This is a genomic window from Sphingomonas panaciterrae, assembly GCF_036890205.1.
Classification (GTDB): domain Bacteria; phylum Pseudomonadota; class Alphaproteobacteria; order Sphingomonadales; family Sphingomonadaceae; genus Sphingomonas; species Sphingomonas panaciterrae.
The window spans coordinates 1,332,880-1,349,047 of the sequence record NZ_JAKNQR010000001.1 but is presented as its reverse complement, the minus strand read 5'-3'; the positions used below and the strand labels follow the sequence as shown (position 1 = coordinate 1,349,047).

Here is a 16,168-nt window from a genome sequence, read left to right as displayed (position 1 = left end):
CGCCTAACTAGTGATCCTCACACGTATGCGCGAGGGTGGAGAGCGCCGGCCCCCGCCGTCAAGCCGGCGTTCTCCCTATTTCAGGCGCGGTGGATTGGTATGGCACGCCAGGCGAGGAAGAAGCCGAGGCCGAGGAGAAGGTCGATCGCGCCGAACAGCAGCACGGGCGCCGGCACCTTGCCGTTGGCGAAGAGCAGGAGCGCGGGCACGCCGAACGCGAGCTTTTCCGCCACCGAGGGCAGCATCAGCGGGCGGTAGCGGACGGGATCGCCGGCGATCACCCAGAAGACGAGCTGGAAGGCGGCAGCGGTGCCGATGAAGCCATAGGCCACCAGCTCCGCCCCAGCCGGCTGTGGCAGGAGATATTGCGGCAGCAGCGCGACGAGGCCGAAGACCGCCGCGCCGCGGAACCACCAGGATATCCAGCGCGGCGCGCCCGCCGCCGCAATGCCGCCGGCCATCAGGCGGCCTGCGCCGCGCGTTCGGGGGTGAATTCCACTTCCAGCCGGCGGACGGCGTGGACGAAATTGTTGGGCGCGATGTCCATGTCGCCGGTCCAGCGGATGTCGGGGAAGCGAGCGAAGATCTGGCGGTACGCTTCCTCCAGCTGCAACTGCGCGGTCATGCGGCCGATGCAGATGTGCGGGCCGTGGCCGAAGGCGATGTTCTTTTCGGCATTGGCGCGGGTGATGTCGAAGCGGTCGGGATCGGGGAACATCTTCGGGTCACGATTCGCCGCGCCGTAATACATGATGACCTTTTCGCCCTCGGCGATCCTCTGCCCGTCGATCTCGGTATCGCGGGTCGCGGTGCGGCGCATGTAGATGACCGGCGAGACCATGCGGGTGATCTCGTGCACCGCATTGGTCAGCAGGCTGCCGTCGGACTGAAGCCGCTGTTTCTCAGCCGGATTTTCGGTGAACAGCTTCATCGCGCCGGAGATCGAGTTGCGCGTCGTGTCATTGCCGGCGAAGACGATCAGCAGCCAGGCGCCGTCGAGGTACGGATCGGGCAGCGGATCGCCCTCCACCATGGCATTGGCGATCGCGCTCATCAGGTCGGGCTGCGGATCGGCGCGGCGCTTGGCCAGCATGTGGCGACCGTATTCGAACATCTCGGCGATATTCTTGTTGAACATTTCGATGAAGGCGAGGATCTGCGGGCTGAGCTCGCCGCCGCTGGCGATCTGCTGCGCCTGTTCGGTCGCAACCTGCTGCGCCATTTCGAGGAAGTGGATCCAGCCGATGAAGCGCTCGCGGTCGGCCTCCGGCACGCCGAGCATTTCGCACAGGGTGAAGATCGGCAAGCGTTGCGAGAATTTCTCGACTAGGTCGCATTTGCCGAGCGGGGCCATCGTGTCGAGCAGTCGGGTGACCTCCGCCGAGACGCGCGCGCGCAGCCCCTTCATGTAGCTGGCGGTGAAATAGGGCATGTGCTCGCGGCGCAGCTCCCGGTGCGGGCGGCCGTCGAGGTTGATCATCGAGTTGGTCGAGGCGGAGAACAGCACCGGGTGGCGCGTTTCCTGCGGGCCGAGCGCCATCAGGATGCCGCCCTTCTCGCTGCTGAACGTCTCCGGATCGCCGTTGACGCGCTTCACGCCATCATAGCTCGTCACCGCCCAAAAGCCGATGCCGTTGCCCGGCATCGGATGCCACATCACCGGCGCTTCCTCGCGCATGCGGCGGAAATCGTCCCACGGCTGGCCGGCGGTGAAGCGCTTGATGTCGATGAGGTCGGCGCCGGGGATCGTGGGATAGGCCTGGTCGAAGGTCGGGCCCTGCCGGCCCTCGATGATGTGATCGCTGACGAGATGCATGGTCGGTCTTCTCTGGCTGGCGGAGGGAGGGTCAGGTGAGATCGGGGGAGAAGCGGATGTTGCCGCGCTCAAGGCCCTGGGTGACGACCTCCAGCCCGCCGGACTTCACCATCCATTCGAGCCGGTGGTCGCGATATTCCCGCTTGAAGAGGCCCTGTTCGAGGAGCTTTGCGACATCGCCCATGCCGCCGGTGGAGGCGGTCGCGGCGGCATCGGCGACGGTGTCGCGCACCGACGGGCGATCATTGGCGCGGGCGAGCCAGCCGGCGAGCTTCGATCCCGGCGCTGGCGGCACGCCGTGGCCGGCGGAGCCGTTGAGGTAGGGCACGACGCTGAGGTCGCCCCAGCCGAAGCTGTCGCCGTTGAACCAGGGGCGATCGCCGAGCGCGCGTTCGAGCCAGGCGTGGTAGCCGCGGATCTGCTCGGCTGCCTTGGTGGCGAGGCTTTCGCCCAGCGGCCCTTCGGCGCGGCGGAACCAGCGCAATTCGCTGAGGCCCCAGTTCACCGCCTCGAGGTGGGTGTCGACCACCTCCTCGATCATCCGCACGCGGGCGCGATCGGCGGGGGTGGCGGGGAGCAGCGCCGGGTCGGGCCAGCAATCCTCGATATATTCGAGGATGATGGTCGAATCGAAGATGGCGGTGCCGTCATGGAGCAGCGCGGGCACCTCCGCGCGCGGATTGGCAGCGAGGAAATCGCCCGCCGCGCCGCCGACGCCGATCCCGCCGGGCACCGCCGTGTCGAAGGGAACGCCCTTCTCGCGCAGCGCGATCTTCACCTTCTGCGCGTACGGCGACAGCGGGTGATCCCACAAAGTGACGGTCATGCCGCACCCTCCCCATAACTTTTGTTGTGGAAGAGGCTATGCGGCAGCGGCGGACAAATCCAGTCCTATTTCGCTACTTTCACTTGTGTCGGCGACGACGCCTGCGGAAGCTGGAACGCGCGATCCAAATGCCGATCGCGAGCAGGGCGATCGGGGTGAGCCAGAGCGGCAGGGTGACCGCGCTCATCGGCGGATCATAGGTCACGTAATCGCCGTAGCGGGCGACCAGCCAGTCGCGGACCTGCGTGGCATTGTCGCCGGTGGCGATGCGTTGGCGTACCAGGCTGCGCATGTCGCCGGCCATGTCGGCGTCGCTGTCGGCGATCGACTGGCCCTGGCAGACGAGGCAGCGCAAGGTTTCCATCAGCGCCTTCGCCTCCGCCTCCTTAGCGGGATCGCGCAGCTGGACGTTGGCGTAATCGGCCGGCGGACGCGTCTGCGCAGTCGCGGGGCCGGCGAGCGCGAGCAGGCTGGCGGCGAGGGCGGCGAGCATGCGGGGCAGAAGCGCACTCACCGGGCGTTGCGCCATGCCTCGGCCAGCGCCGCCACGTCATCGTCGCGGATGTCGCCGACATGCTGCTTCACCACCACGCCCTTGCCGTCGATCACGAAGGTTTCCGGCACGCCCGACGAGCCGAGCGAGAGCTGCACCTGGCTGTCGCGATCGTCGCCGATCCGCTGATAAGGGTCACCGTGGCGGGCGAGGAAGGTGGCGATGGCGGGGCCGGTGTCGCGGATCGCGACGGCGTCGATCGGAATGCCCATCGCCCTAAGCTTCATGAGCTGCGGCGCCTCCGCGATGCACGGCACGCACCAGCTGGCGAAGATGTTGAGGAGGCGCGGCTGGCCGGTCCTGAGATCAGCGGGCGCGAGGCCGGGCTTGCCCGGGACGATCGGCGGCAGGGTGATGTCGGGCACGGGCTTTCCGACCATCGCCGAATAGACCGTCCGGTCGCTCGGCCGGCGCAGCTCGCGCACCGCGAAGCCGGCGAGGATCACGAACACGACCAGCGGGAGCCAGAGGAGCCAGCGCTTCATGCCCAGGCGAGCGCCTCCGCCGCCTCATCCGCGCGCTTCTTCTGCCGGCGATCGCGCAGCCAATGGCCGAGGATCGACAGCGCGCCGCCCAGCGCGATCAGCCCGCCGCCATACCAGATCAGCGTCACCCACGGCTTCCACCACAGCCGCAGCTGCCAGCGGCCCGCGCCATCGGGCTGGCCGATGACGGTGTAGAGCTGGCCGTCCGCGCTGGTGAGGATCGCGCTTTCGTTGGTGGTCGTCGGCGGGTTGGAGAAATAGCGCGATTGCGGGGCGAGGAAGCTGACCGGGCCATCTCCGCGCTGCACCTCAAGCCGGGCCTCCAGCGCGGTCCAATTGTCGCCGATCACCGGGCGGATCCCGCGCAAGGTGACGCGATAGGGTCCGACGCGCGCGGGCTCCCCGACGCCGGCGGCGACCAGCGTTTCCTTGGTGTACGCCGAGGATGCGGCCATGCCGACGAGGCTGACCGCAATGCCGAGATGGGCGACGACCATGCCATAGACGAACAGCGGCGTGCGGCGCAGGTTGCGGCCGAACAGCGGCGCGACGCTGGCCACAGCGAGCCCGGCGGCCAACGCGATCGCGATCAGCGGCATGATGCCGATCCCGCCGCCGAACACGACCAGCGCCGCGGCGGTGAAGACGGTGGCGGCGATCGGCCAGGTCATCCGCTGCAGAAGCGCCTGCGCATCATCCTTGCGCCAGCGTAGCAGCGGCCCGACCGCCATGATCGCCACAAGGATGAGCGCGATCGGCCCGGCCGCCTTCTCGAAGAAGGGCGGGCCGACCGACAATTGCGTACCCATCGCGGCGGCGACGATCGGGTAGAAGGTGCCGATCAGGACGATGCCGAGGATCACCGAGAGGAGGAGGTTGTTGGCCACCAGGCTCCCCTCGCGGCTCAATAGCTCGAACGTATTGCCCGCCCGGACCACGCCGATACGGGTCGCGAACAGCGCCAGCGCGCCGCCGATGTAGAGCGACAGCAGCACCAGGATGAACAGGCCGCGTTCGGGATCGACGGCAAAGGCGTGGACGCTCGTCAAAATGCCCGAGCGGACCAGGAACGTGCCGAGCATCGACATGGAGAAAGCGACCACCGCGAGCATCACCGTCCAGGCGCGCAGCCCATCGCGGGTGGCGAGCACGCTGACCGAATGGAGCAGGGCGGTTGCGGCAAGCCACGGCATCAGCGAGGCGTTCTCGACCGGGTCCCAGAACCACCAGCCGCCCCAGCCGAGCTCATAATAGGCCCAATAGCTGCCCGCGGTGATGCCGATCGTCAGGAACACCCAGGCGGCGAGCACCCAGGGGCGCATCGCGCGAGCGAAGGTGGGGCCGACGTCGCGGGTGACGAGCGCGCCGACCGCGAAGGAGAAGGCGACCGACAGGCCGACATAGCCGGCGTAGAGCGTCGGCGGGTGGAAGGCGAGGCCGGGGTCCTGCAGCAGCGGATTGAGCCCCTGACCGTCCGCCGGCGGATTGACCAGCCGCGCGAACGGGTTCGAGGCGAAGAGCAGGAAGGCGTAGAAGCCGAGCGCGATCAGCGCCTGCGCGCCGAGTGTCGCCGTCAGCGTGCGTTCGGCGAGGCGGCGTTCGAGCGCAGCGACCGCGGCGCCCGCGAGGCCGAGGATGGTGACCCACAGGAGCATCGAGCCTTCATGGTTTCCCCAGGCGCCGGCGAATTTGTAGAGCCACGGCTTGGCCGAATGGCTGTTCGCCACGACCAAGGCGACCGACATGTCCGATTGGAGGAACACGCCGATCAGCGCGGCCATGGCGACCAGCGACAGCCCGCCCTGGACGATCGCGACGGGGCGCACCGCCCTGGCGAGCGTATCGTCGCCGCGCCTCACCGCCAGCGCGGCGAGCAGCAATTGCATCGCCGCGAGCGCGGCAGCGAACCACAGGGCGGCGAGGCCGGCTTCCGCCATCATGCGGGGATGCCCGCTTCGCGCGTGGGGACGTCCGCCGAGCGCGCGGGTGGGGCCACGATCATGTCAGCCACCGCCGCTCACCTGCTGCTCAGCGCTCATAGGCCTTGGGCAATGCGCCTTCGGTCGGCACCAGATAGCGATCGCGCAGCTGCGACTGGCGCGAGCGCATCGGCTGGGGCTGGCCATCGATCCACACCGCGGTCGGCGCGGAGGCAATCTCCAGCGGGTCGCCATCCCACAGCACGACGTCGGCGCGGCGGCCGGCACGCAGCGAGCCGAGCTCATTGTCCATGCCGAGCGCGGCGGCCGGGCCGGAGGTGATCGCGGCGAGCGCCTCGCCCCAGGTCAGGCCGGTGTGGCCGGGCACGCGGGTAATCGCGACGAGATTGCCGGCATATTGGCGCAGATTATGCTCCCCGCCATTGTTGCCGGTCGAGGCGAGCGCGACCTGGACGCCGGCAGCGCGCATGCGGCCGACGTTGGATTCGGTCGCGCCGAGCGATTCGAACTGCGCCGGCAGATCGGCGAGCGCGGCGGCGATGACGGGCACGCGGGCGGCGGCGATTTCACGCGCGACCATCCACCCCTCGGTGACGCCGGTCAGCACCAGCTTCAGCTTGGGATACTCACGCGGGAGTGCCAGCACTGTCAGGATATCGCTCGCACGCTCGACATGGACGACGAGCGGCACGCTGCCGTCGAGCACGCGCAGCAGCGCCTGCGCGTCGCCGCGCTTCACCATCGAGTCCTTTTCGCGGCCCCCAAAGGCGGCGGGGTTGCGGCGGTAATCCTCTGCCTGCGCCAGCGCATCGCGCAGCGCAGCATAGGCCGCCGGGCGGCTGCCGCCGGCGAGACGCCCGCCGGCTTCGCCAAGCTCGACGAACTGGAAGGCGCGTGGGCGAGTGACGGCATTGGGATCATTGCCGAGATCGATCACCGCGCCCTGGCCGGCGAAGATCGAGTTCGACGCCTCCGGCGCGACCAGCGCGCGGGTGACGCCGCCCAAGCGCTCGTTGGCGATCTTCACCTCGGCCGGGTTGATCGAGGTGGAGACGTCGATCGCGGCGTTGAACGGCGCGGTGCGCGCGCCCGTGTCATTGCTTTCGCGCACGCCGCCGGCATCGCTGATGCCGAGATCGCTGAAGCCGGCGATGAAGCCAGGCGCGACCCATTTGCCGCTGCCGTCGATCACTTGCGCGCCGGCGGGCACGGCGACGCCGGAGCCGGCAGCGACGATGCGGCCGTTCTGGAACACGACCGTGCCGCCTTCGACCGGGGCGCTGCCATCGCCGACCGCGATCGTCGCATTGGTGATCGCGACCGTCTGTGCGGCGACCGGGCTCGCCAGCATCGTGGCGAGGAGGAGGAAAGCGCGCTTCACTTGACGTCTCCCGAACCGGGCTGGCCAAGCTCGAAGTCGCTCACCGGGCGACGCTTGGGATCATTGGCATCATAGAGGAGCGCGCCGTCGATCCACACCTTTTCCGGGCGGGTATAGACGCTGTACGGATCGCCATTCCACAGCACGACATCGGCCATCTTGCCGGGGACGAGGCTGCCGGTCTGGTCGGCGATGCCCATCGCCTTGGCGGGGCCGAGCGACAGCCACTTCCACGCCACTTCCGGCGCGATGTTGATGCCGACGCGGCGACCGCTGGCGAGCACCTTCGCGACTTCCTGGTTCAGCCGCTGAATGCCGTTTTCGTCATCCGAGTGGATCATCGCGCAGGCGCCGGCATTTTCGAGGATGGCGAGGTTTTCGCCGATGCCGTCATAGCTTTCCATCTTGAAGCCGTACCAATCGGCCCAGACCGCGGCGCAGGTGCCGTTCGCCTTCAAGAGGTCAGCGATCTTGTACGCCTCGACCGCGTGGTGGAAGGCGGTGACCTTGTAGCCGAACTCCTTCGCCATATCCTCGACGATCGCCATTTCGTCGGCGCGGTAGCAGTGGTTCTGGATCAGGATCTCGCCCGCCAGCACGCCGCGCAGCGTGTCCATCGCGATATCGCGCGCGGGGGGCTCACCGCCGTCGGCCTCATACTTGTCCCACTTGCGGCGATAATCCTGCGCCTTGGCCCAGGTCGCGCGGTCGACCGCGATATTGCCCATGCGGGTGGAGGGCTGGCGGTTCTTGGAGCCGTAGACGCGCTTGGGATTCTCGCCGCACGCCATCTTCAGGCCGTAGGGCGCGCCGGGGAATTTCATGCCCTGCATGGTGCGCGAATAGACGTTCTTGAGCGTGACCGAGCGGCCACCCATCAGGTTCGCCGAGCCGGGAAGAATCTGCAGCGTCGTCACGCCGCCGTTCGCCAGCGCGCGGCTGAAGCCCGGGTCCTGCGGCCAGACGCTGTGTTCAGCCCAGACATCGGCGGTGATCGGGCTGGTCGCCTCGTTCCCGTCGCTGTGCGCCTGGACGCTGGGGGTCGGATAGTCGCCGAGGTGGCTGTGAATGTCGATGATCCCGGGGGTCACCCACTTGCCGGTGCCGTCGATCACCTGTGCATCCGCCGGCGCATTCACGCTGGCGCCCACCGCGACGATCTTGCCGTCGGCGAAGAGCACCTGGCCATTGTCGATCCGGCCGCCCTCGCCATCGTAGATCGTGACGTTGCGCACCACCGTCGGCACGCCCGGATAGGCGCGGTAGGTGGAGGGGTAGGGATCGCGCGAATAGGGCTTGGCCGGCGCCTTGGACGAGGCGGTCTTGGGGCGGGCATCGCCCTGCGAGCAGGCGACGAGCGACAGCGCGGCGACGCCGGTCGCGAGCAAGCGCCCGGCGGTAAGGGTGCGGAGGGTCATGGACGCCGTGATTGGACGGACGCGGGGCGGAAGACAAGCGCTTAGCCGCCGCCCCGGAACAATCCGCCGCAATCCGTCGCAATCAGCCGGCGCGGCCCGTCAGGTCGCGCTGTCGAGCGTTTCCACGACGAGGCGATCGTTGGTGTAGACGCAGACCTCCGCCGCGATCGCCATCGCCTTGCGGCAGATCGTCTCGGCGTCCTTTTCATAATCGACCAATGCGCGGGCGGCGGCGAGTGCGAAATTGCCGCCCGAGCCGATCGCCGCAATGCCCGCCTCCGGTTCCAGCACGTCGCCGTTGCCGGTCAGGATCAGCGTCACGTCCTTGTCGGCGACGATCATCATCGCCTCCAGGTTGCGCAGATATTTGTCGGTGCGCCAGTCCTTGGCCAGCTCCACCGCGGCGCGCATCAGATGGCCCTGATGGCGTTCGAGCTTCGCCTCGAGCCGTTCGAACAGGGTGAAGGCGTCGGCGGTCGCGCCCGCGAAGCCGCCGATCACCTTGCCTTCGGGGCCGAGCGTGCGGACCTTGCGCGCGTTCGGCTTCATCACCGTCTGGCCCATCGATACCTGGCCGTCGCCCGCGACGACCACTTTCCCGCCGCGACGCACCGACAGGATCGTGGTGCCGTGCCAGACGGGCATGCTGCTTTGTTCACTCATGGCGCGCGATGTAGGGTGGTTGGGGGGCGTGGAACAGACCCCCGGACGCCGGCACGGCAGGGTTTTGCGGGGGCCAAACTTCCCGAACCTTGCGCACAGGAGGGAGAGAAGAGGTCACCGCGCCTTTGCCTTCCCCCATTCGCGCGCGACGGTGTAGCCGAGATAGCCGGTGGCGAAGAGCGCGTAGAGCGGCTCCGGAATGCCGGAGAGATAGGCGTTCATGCCGCTGGCGATGACCCGTGCGGTCGACGGGCTGACGGCGGCGATGATCCCCATCGGGATCGACCAGAGCAGCAGCACGTACATGACGTAGAGGAAGCTCGGCCGTGCCCGGCTGGTCCAGGGATCGGGCGATTCCGCCTCCGCCAGCACAGCGGCCATCTGTGCCTTCAGCCGGTCGAGTTCCTGCGATCCTTCGAGGCGGAGCAATTCGAGCTTCGCCGCCTCGCGCGCCTTGGGATCGGGGATGATCTTGTCGATCAGCCCGGCGACCGGGCCGATGATGGTATCGAGCAATGCCATTTTGCCTTCTCCTTCAGGCGAGGCGGTTGGCGAGCCAGCCGTAGAGGAATGCCTCGTTCGCGGGGCGGCGCTCGGCGAGCGAGACGTAACGCTCGCCCTGAAGTGCCTCGAGCGCCTTGAGCAGCACCGTCTCTCCGGCCGCGCCGCGCGTCGCGAGGAAGCCGTCGAGCGCGCGGAGCGTCTGCGGGCCGATGCGGCCGTCGAGCAGTATGTCGGGATAGTCGCGTGCGCCGCGGTTGAGCGCGTTCAGCGCGCGCTGGAGGAAGGCGAGGGCGACCGCCGGCCCCATGTTGACTCCGGTATCGAACAATTCGGCGGCGATCAGCGGCGCGCGCGTTGCCACGTCGTCGATCCGGGGGCGCTGCCAGTAGATGCGGCGGTAGATGGCGGCGGCGGCCTCACGCGCGAAATGGCGCATGTCGCCGGCATAGCCATTGGCGCGGGCGACCGCCTCCGTAATGCCCCAGCGAGTCGGCCCGCCGCGATCCGCCGGATGGTGGACGTAGCCGCCCTCACGGTCGATCACGCCGTTGATGAGATCGTCGATCATATTCCTCTCCTGCGTTGGAACAGAAGAAGAACATAGGCGCGTTGGAGGGATGTAGGACAGCGGCGCCGCGTGCGCGGCGAGGGTTGCGATTATGGATTCCCGCCTTCGCGGGAATGACGAAGGACGGCGCTAGGCGATGCCGTGGTAGCTTTTGAACCAGTCGACGAAGCGGGGGATGCCGACCTCGATCGGGGTGGTGGGGGCAAAGCCGTGGTCGCGCTGGATCGCGGAAATGTCGGCATAAGTGGCCGGGACGTCGCCGGGCTGCATCGGCTCCAGGCTGCGCACCGCCTTGATGCCGATCGCATCCTCCAGCACGTCGATCATGTGCAACAGCCGTTCGGGCTTGTTGTTGCCGATGTTGTAGACCCGGTGCGGCGGACGGCTGCCATCGTCGGCCGGCGGGCTGTCGGTCACCGCGATCACGCCGGAGACGATATCGTCGATGAAGGTGAAATCGCGGCTCATGTCGCCATTGTTGAAGACGCGGATCGGCTTGCCCTTCAGAATCGCGTCGGTGAACAGCCAGGTCGCCATGTCGGGGCGGCTCCACGGGCCGTAGACGGTGAAGAACCTGAGGCCGGTCAGCGGCACGCGATAGAGATGGGCATAGACATGGCCCATCAGCTCGTCCGACTTCTTGGTCGCGGCATAGAGCGAGACCGGCGCGTCGACGCGATCATCCTCGGCGAACGGCAGCTTGGTATTGCCGCCATAGACCGAGCTGGAGGAGGCGTAGCTCATCGACACGAGGCCGTCGCATGACCGGGCATATTCGAGCAGATTGACCTGCCCGACGACGTTCGACTGGACGTAGGCGTGCGGGTTGGTGAGCGAGTAGCGCACGCCCGCCTGCGCGGCGAGATGGACGATATGGGTGATGCGGTGCGGTGCCAGCGCGGCGGTGAGCGCCGCCTGGTCGGCGATGTCGACAGCAGTGAAGGTGAAGTTCGCTCCGGCGAGCGTCGCGAGGCGATCGTGCTTCAGCTGGACGGCATAATAATCGTTGAGATTGTCGATGCCGACGACCTGCTCGCCGCGATCAAGCAGTTGCCGCGCGACGGCGGCACCGATGAACCCGGCCACGCCGGTGACGAGATAGGCCATATGCTCCGCTTCCCTGTGTCTGGCGCCGCCCTAACGCCTGAGCATTGCGGCGAGCTTAAGACAACAGGGGCGGGCCGGTCGCCCCGGCGCCCGCGCGGGCGCCGGGGCTGGTGGATCAGGCTGCCTCGGCGAGGTCGGCGGGCAGGCGGATGAGATAGTCGAACGCCGACAGCGACGCCTTCGACCCTTCGCCCATCGCGATCACGATCTGCTTGTACGGCACGGTCGTGCAGTCGCCGGCCGCGAAGATGCCGGGGCGCGAGGTTTCGCCGCGATGGTCGATCTCGATCTCGCCGCGGTTGGACAGGGCGACCGTGTCCTTCAGCCATTCGGTGTTGGGGACGAGGCCGATCTGGACGAAGATGCCCTCCTGCTCGATCTCATGCAGCGTGTCGTGATTGCGATCCTTGTAGGTGAGCGAGGTCACCTTGCTGCCGTCGCCCTTCACCTCGGTGGTGAGCGCAGAGGTAATGACCTTCACGTTCGGGAGGCTGGCGAGCTTGCGCTGAAGCACCGCGTCGGCGCGCAGGTCGCGGTCGAACTCGATCAGCGTCACATGGGCGACGATGCCGGCGAGGTCGATCGCTGCCTCGACGCCCGAATTGCCGCCACCGATCACCGCGACGCGCTTGCCCTTGAACAAGGGTCCATCGCAGTGCGGGCAATAGGTCACGCCCTTGTTGCGATAGGCGTCCTCGCCCGGCACGTTCATCTGGCGCCAGCGTGCGCCGGTCGACAGGATCACGGTGCGCGCCTTCAGCGTCGCGCCGCTTTCCAGCGTGACTTCGTGGAGGCCGCCTTCCTGCGTGGCGGGAACGAGCTTCGCCGCCTTCTGCAGGTTCATCACGTCGACGTCATAGTCGCCGACATGCTGTTCGAGCTGGGCGACGAGCTTGGGCCCCTCGGTATGCGGGACGGAGATGAAATTCTCGATCGACATGGTGTCGAGCACCTGGCCGCCGAACCGCTCGGTCGCGATGCCGGTGCGGATACCCTTGCGCGCGGCATAGATCGCCGCCGAAGCGCCGGCCGGACCGCCGCCGACGACGAGCACCTCGAACGGCTCCTTGGCCGAGATCTTCTCCGCGGTGCGGGCGACCGCGCCGGTGTCGAGCTTGGCGAGAATCTGCTCCACGTCCATGCGGCCCTGCGCGAACGGCTGGCCGTTGAGGAAGATCGCCGGCACCGACATGATCTGCCGCGCCTCGACCTCGTCCTGGAAGGCGCCACCCTCGATCGCGACGTGGCGGATGCGCGGGTTCAGCACGCTCATGAGGTTGAGCGCCTGCACCACGTCGGGGCAGTTCTGGCAGGTGAGCGAGAAATAGCTTTCGAACTGATAGTCGCCGTCGAGCGCCTGGACCTGCGCGATCACTTCCTGCGACAGCTTCGACGGGTGGCCGCCGACCTGCAGCAGCGCGAGGACGAGCGAGGTGAATTCATGCCCCATCGGCACGCCGGCGAAGCGCACGCCGATGTCGGTGCCGACACGGCGGATCAGGAACGAGGGGCGACGCTGGTCGTCGTCGGCGCGCACCACGCTGACCTGGTCGGACAGTGCGGCGACCTCGTCCAGCAGCTCCATCATCTCGCGCGACTTGGCGCTGTCGTTGGTGGAGGCGACCAGCTCGATCGGCTGGCGGATGTTGGCGAGATAACCCTTGAGCTGGGTCTTCAGATTCTGGTCGAGCATCAAAAGCCCTTTTCGTGATTGCTGTCTGCCGTCACGTCAGCGGTGCGGCCCCGCGTCGGGGGCAGGGGGGAGACGCGGGGGGAGGGCGCCGCACCGCTGGCGTGAGGGCAGGTGGGGGGACCGTCGTCGCCCCGGCCGCGTGGCCGGGGCCCATCCTTGTCCAGCATACCGGGCGCGGGGGCGCGCCTGCGGGGTGGTGGATGCCGGGACGGGCCCGGCATGACGGCGTGCTGGACGGGGCCGTTACGCTGCCCCGCCCATGATCGTTGCGTGGCCGCTCAGATCTTGCCGACGAGGTCGAGCGACGGGGCGAGCGTGGTTTCACCCTCTTCCCACTTCGCCGGGCAAACCTCACCCGGGTGCGCCGCAATGTACTGCGCCGCCTTGATCTTGCGCAGCAGCTCGACCGCGTTGCGGCCGACGCCTTCGCTGGTGACTTCCATCAGCTGGATCACGCCATCGGGATCGACGACGAAGGTGCCGCGATCGGCGAGGCCCTGGCCAGCGCGCAGGATCTCGAAATTGTTCGAGATGGTGTGGTTCTGGTCACCCAGCATGGTGAACTTGATCTTGCCGATCGCCGGCGAGGTGTCGTGCCATGCCTTGTGGCTGAAATGCGTGTCGGTCGACACCGAGTAGATCTCGACGCCCATCTTCTGGAACGTCTCGTAATGATCGGCGAGGTCCTCCAGCTCGGTCGGGCACACGAAGGTGAAGTCGGCCGGGTAGAAGAAGAACACCGCCCACTTGCCACGGGTATCGGCGTCGGTGACGGTGATGAACTTGCCGTCCTTGTAGGCCTGGGTCTCGAACGGCTTGATGGTCGTGCCGATAAGCGACATGCGTAACTCCTTGGGTGTATCCGAGGCCCCGAGATAGTGCGCCGCAGCGAGTGATCCAATCGTTTATATTGGATGTGGGTGATCGAAAGAGTCGATTACCGTTTTCCTGAATACATCGTTTTTCAACGGGTTGGGATCGCTGGGGCGCCGCGCGACCGACTGGTCGACGGATCAACGCATTGCGGCGCGGCAAGGATCCTGCCGCGGCACATCATTTCGTCGCCTGTGGCTTGCCGGCGCCAGTAACGTCGCCTAGCCTCATGGTTAACGGGGCGGGGAAAACATGATGTCGCAGCGAAAGGTGGCGCTGATCACCGGCGTGACGGGGCAGGACGGGGCGTATCTGTCCGAATTGCTGCTGGCCAAGGGCTATCAGGTCCATGGCGTGAAGCGACGATCATCTTCGTTCAACACGGGGCGGATCGAACATATCTATCAGGATCCGCACGAAGACGATCCTCGCTTTCACCTTCATTATGGCGACCTGACCGACGCGACCAACCTGATCCGGCTGGTGCAGCAGGTGCAGCCGACCGAAATCTACAATCTGGCGGCGCAGAGCCATGTGCAGGTGAGCTTCGAATCGCCCGAATATACCGCCAACGCCGACGCGATCGGCACCTTGCGGCTGCTGGAGGCAATCCGCATCCTGGGGCTGGAGCAGACGACGCGGTTCTACCAGGCGTCGACGTCGGAGCTGTACGGGCTGGTGCAGGAAGTGCCGCAGCGCGAGACGACGCCCTTCTACCCGCGATCACCCTATGGCGTGGCGAAGCTGTACGCTTACTGGATCGTGGTGAATTATCGCGAGGCATATGGGATGCACGCCTCCAACGGCATCCTGTTCAACCACGAGAGCCCGGTACGCGGCGAGACGTTCGTCACGCGCAAGATTACGCGGGCGGCGGCGGCGATCAGGCTGGGGCGGCAGGAGCGGCTGTATCTCGGCAACCTCGATGCGCGGCGCGACTGGGGCCATGCGCGAGACTACGTCCGCGGCATGTGGATGATGTTGCAGCAGGACGAGCCGGACGATTATGTGCTGGCGACCGGCGAGACGACGCCGGTGCGGCATTTCGTCGAATGGGCGTTCGCCGATGTCGGGATCACGCTGCGCTGGCATGGCGAGGGGGTGGCCGAGAAGGGCTATTGCGATCGCAGCGGCGATTGCCGGGTGGAGATCGACCAGCGTTATTTCCGGCCGACCGAGGTCGACCTGCTGATCGGCGACCCGCGCAAGGCCAAGCAGAAGCTGGGCTGGGCGCATGAGACGAGCGTGCGGGAACTGGCGCGCGAAATGGTGCTGGCGGACCTCGATGCGATGAAGACCGCGCCGATCGCGCATCATGCCTGACGTGATGGCGGGGTTGCGGGCGAGGGCGCGCGCGTGATCGGGCGGCCGTATGACCTCGCGGGCAAGCGCGTGCTGGTCGCGGGGCATCGCGGGATGGTGGGCGCCGCGCTGGTGCGGCGGCTGCAAGGGGTGGGCTGCACCATCGTGACGGTCGGGCGGGAGGAGCTTGACCTCACCCGGCAGGCGGCGGTGGGGAACTGGTTCGCCGCCAACCGCCCGCAGGCGGTGTTCCTGGCGGCGGCGCGGGTCGGCGGGATCCTGGCCAATGATCGCTACCCGGCCGATTTCCTGCACGACAATCTGATGATCGCCGCGAACGTCATCGACGCGGCGCACCGATCGGGGGTGGAGAAGCTGCTGTTCCTCGGGTCGTCGTGCATCTACCCGCGGCTGGCAGCCCAGCCGATCCGCGAGGAGGCGCTGCTCGCTGGGCCGCTGGAGCCGACCAACCAATGGTATGCGATCGCCAAGATCGCCGGGGTAAAGCTCGTCCAGGCCTATCGCCGCCAGCACGGCTGCGACTTCATCGCCGCAATGCCGACCAACCTTTATGGCCCGGGGGACAATTTCGACCTTGAATCGAGCCATGTCCTGCCGGCGCTGATTCGCAAGGCGCATGAGGCGCGCGTTGCGGGGGCCGCGGCGATGCCGATCTGGGGCAGCGGGACGCCGCGGCGCGAATTCCTGCACGTCGACGACCTGGCCGACGCCTGCGTGTTCCTGATGATGCATTATTCGGACGATGCGCCGATCAACGTCGGGTCGGGCGAGGAAGTGACCATCCGCGAGCTGGCGGCGATGGTGGCGCGCGCGATCGGGTTCGACGGCGCGATCGTGGCGGACCCGGCGAAGCCCGATGGCACGCCGCGCAAGCTGGTCGATTCAGGCCGGCTGCGTGCGCTGGGATGGCAGCCGCGCATCACCCTGGCGGATGGGATTGCGGGCACCTGTCGCTGGTTCTGCGAGGCGGCGGGCGATGTGCGCGGCCAGCGTTAGGGCTGGCGACACGAAACGAAAC

16 protein-coding genes are annotated in these 16,168 nt (G+C 67.4%); 2 read left to right on the top strand and 14 right to left on the bottom strand.

Annotated features, from left to right (window positions below):
• Positions 1–80 precede the first annotated feature (80 nt).
• The 14 genes from L8F96_RS06610 to ahpC all read right to left on the bottom strand — a co-directional run bounded on the left by L8F96_RS06610 (position 81) and on the right by ahpC (position 13,796).
• A complete protein-coding gene (locus L8F96_RS06610; RefSeq protein WP_334655580.1) occupies positions 81–461 on the bottom strand; it encodes a hypothetical protein in 381 nt (126 codons plus the stop codon).
• Positions 461–1,816 carry a cytochrome P450 gene (locus L8F96_RS06605; protein ID WP_334655579.1) on the bottom strand — a complete coding sequence of 452 codons (1,356 nt, stop codon included), beginning with the start codon at positions 1,814–1,816 and terminating at the stop codon, positions 461–463. The genes L8F96_RS06610 and L8F96_RS06605 overlap by 1 nt, the downstream gene beginning before the upstream one ends.
• Positions 1,817–1,847: 31 nt before the next feature.
• Complete coding sequence (locus L8F96_RS06600) at positions 1,848–2,642, bottom strand: glutathione S-transferase family protein (protein ID WP_334655578.1); 795 nt, start codon at positions 2,640–2,642, stop codon at positions 1,848–1,850.
• 79 nt (positions 2,643–2,721) lie between these two features.
• Entirely contained in the window at positions 2,722–3,135 is a 414-nt protein-coding gene (locus L8F96_RS06595; RefSeq protein WP_334655642.1) for a cytochrome c-type biogenesis protein, read from the bottom strand.
• 17 nt (positions 3,136–3,152) lie between these two features.
• Entirely contained in the window at positions 3,153–3,680 is a 528-nt protein-coding gene (locus L8F96_RS06590) for a redoxin family protein (protein ID WP_334655577.1), read from the bottom strand.
• On the bottom strand, positions 3,677–5,620 hold the full coding sequence (locus L8F96_RS06585; protein WP_334655576.1) for a heme lyase CcmF/NrfE family subunit: 1,944 nt from the start codon (positions 5,618–5,620) through the stop codon (positions 3,677–3,679). The genes L8F96_RS06590 and L8F96_RS06585 overlap by 4 nt, the downstream gene beginning before the upstream one ends.
• 88 nt (positions 5,621–5,708) lie before the next feature.
• A complete protein-coding gene (locus L8F96_RS06580; RefSeq protein ID WP_136451012.1) occupies positions 5,709–7,001 on the bottom strand; it encodes an amidohydrolase family protein in 1,293 nt (430 codons plus the stop codon).
• A complete protein-coding gene (locus tag L8F96_RS06575) occupies positions 6,998–8,419 on the bottom strand; it encodes an amidohydrolase (RefSeq protein WP_046407994.1) in 1,422 nt (473 codons plus the stop codon). The genes L8F96_RS06580 and L8F96_RS06575 overlap by 4 nt, the downstream gene beginning before the upstream one ends.
• A 99-nt stretch (positions 8,420–8,518) precedes the next feature.
• Entirely contained in the window at positions 8,519–9,064 is a 546-nt protein-coding gene (gene hslV, locus L8F96_RS06570) for an ATP-dependent protease subunit HslV (RefSeq protein WP_082102736.1), read from the bottom strand.
• Positions 9,065–9,196: 132 nt separating this feature from the next.
• Complete coding sequence (locus L8F96_RS06565) at positions 9,197–9,604, bottom strand: holin family protein (protein ID WP_136451014.1); 408 nt, start codon at positions 9,602–9,604, stop codon at positions 9,197–9,199.
• A gap of 13 nt (positions 9,605–9,617) precedes the next feature.
• Positions 9,618–10,154, bottom strand: coding sequence for a glycoside hydrolase family 108 protein (locus L8F96_RS06560; protein WP_301091321.1), 537 nt, complete (start codon positions 10,152–10,154; stop codon positions 9,618–9,620).
• Positions 10,155–10,283: 129 nt separating this feature from the next.
• Positions 10,284–11,261: an NAD-dependent epimerase/dehydratase family protein gene (locus tag L8F96_RS06555; RefSeq protein ID WP_125946396.1), complete on the bottom strand. Its 978-nt coding sequence runs from the start codon at positions 11,259–11,261 to the stop codon at positions 10,284–10,286.
• Positions 11,262–11,376: 115 nt separating this feature from the next.
• On the bottom strand, positions 11,377–12,954 hold the full coding sequence (gene ahpF / locus L8F96_RS06550) for an alkyl hydroperoxide reductase subunit F (RefSeq protein ID WP_334655575.1): 1,578 nt from the start codon (positions 12,952–12,954) through the stop codon (positions 11,377–11,379).
• Positions 12,955–13,232: 278 nt separating this feature from the next.
• Positions 13,233–13,796, bottom strand: a complete 564-nt coding sequence (ahpC, locus tag L8F96_RS06545; RefSeq protein WP_046406992.1) for an alkyl hydroperoxide reductase subunit C — start codon at positions 13,794–13,796, stop codon at positions 13,233–13,235.
• 286 nt (positions 13,797–14,082) lie between these two features.
• On the opposite strand from ahpC, the gene gmd reads away from it, so the two are divergent.
• Both gmd and fcl read left to right on the top strand, forming a co-directional pair.
• The gene (gene gmd / locus L8F96_RS06540) at positions 14,083–15,150 is read left to right on the top strand and encodes a GDP-mannose 4,6-dehydratase (RefSeq protein ID WP_301091318.1); all 1,068 of its coding nucleotides are present in this window, start codon (positions 14,083–14,085) and stop codon (positions 15,148–15,150) included.
• 33 nt (positions 15,151–15,183) lie between these two features.
• A complete protein-coding gene (gene fcl / locus L8F96_RS06535) occupies positions 15,184–16,146 on the top strand; it encodes a GDP-L-fucose synthase (RefSeq protein WP_334655574.1) in 963 nt (320 codons plus the stop codon).
• Positions 16,147–16,168: the final 22 nt, after the last annotated feature.

Coding starts and splice junctions, on each gene's coding strand:
- L8F96_RS06610 (WP_334655580.1), bottom strand. CDS start 461: ATGGCCGGCGGCATTGCGGCGGCGGGCGCGCCGCGCTGGATATCCTGG.
- L8F96_RS06605 (WP_334655579.1), bottom strand. CDS start 1,816: ATGCATCTCGTCAGCGATCACATCATCGAGGGCCGGCAGGGCCCGACC.
- L8F96_RS06600 (WP_334655578.1), bottom strand. CDS start 2,642: ATGACCGTCACTTTGTGGGATCACCCGCTGTCGCCGTACGCGCAGAAG.
- L8F96_RS06595 (WP_334655642.1), bottom strand. CDS start 3,135: ATGCTCGCCGCCCTCGCCGCCAGCCTGCTCGCGCTCGCCGGCCCCGCG.
- L8F96_RS06590 (WP_334655577.1), bottom strand. CDS start 3,680: ATGAAGCGCTGGCTCCTCTGGCTCCCGCTGGTCGTGTTCGTGATCCTC.
- L8F96_RS06585 (WP_334655576.1), bottom strand. CDS start 5,620: ATGATGGCGGAAGCCGGCCTCGCCGCCCTGTGGTTCGCTGCCGCGCTC.
- L8F96_RS06575 (WP_046407994.1), bottom strand. CDS start 8,419: ATGACCCTCCGCACCCTTACCGCCGGGCGCTTGCTCGCGACCGGCGTC.
- hslV (WP_082102736.1), bottom strand. CDS start 9,064: ATGCCCGTCTGGCACGGCACCACGATCCTGTCGGTGCGTCGCGGCGGG.
- L8F96_RS06565 (WP_136451014.1), bottom strand. CDS start 9,604: ATGGCATTGCTCGATACCATCATCGGCCCGGTCGCCGGGCTGATCGAC.
- L8F96_RS06560 (WP_301091321.1), bottom strand. CDS start 10,154: ATGATCGACGATCTCATCAACGGCGTGATCGACCGTGAGGGCGGCTAC.
- L8F96_RS06555 (WP_125946396.1), bottom strand. CDS start 11,261: ATGGCCTATCTCGTCACCGGCGTGGCCGGGTTCATCGGTGCCGCCGTC.
- ahpF (WP_334655575.1), bottom strand. CDS start 12,954: ATGCTCGACCAGAATCTGAAGACCCAGCTCAAGGGTTATCTCGCCAAC.
- ahpC (WP_046406992.1), bottom strand. CDS start 13,796: ATGTCGCTTATCGGCACGACCATCAAGCCGTTCGAGACCCAGGCCTAC.
- gmd (WP_301091318.1), top strand. CDS start 14,083: ATGTCGCAGCGAAAGGTGGCGCTGATCACCGGCGTGACGGGGCAGGAC.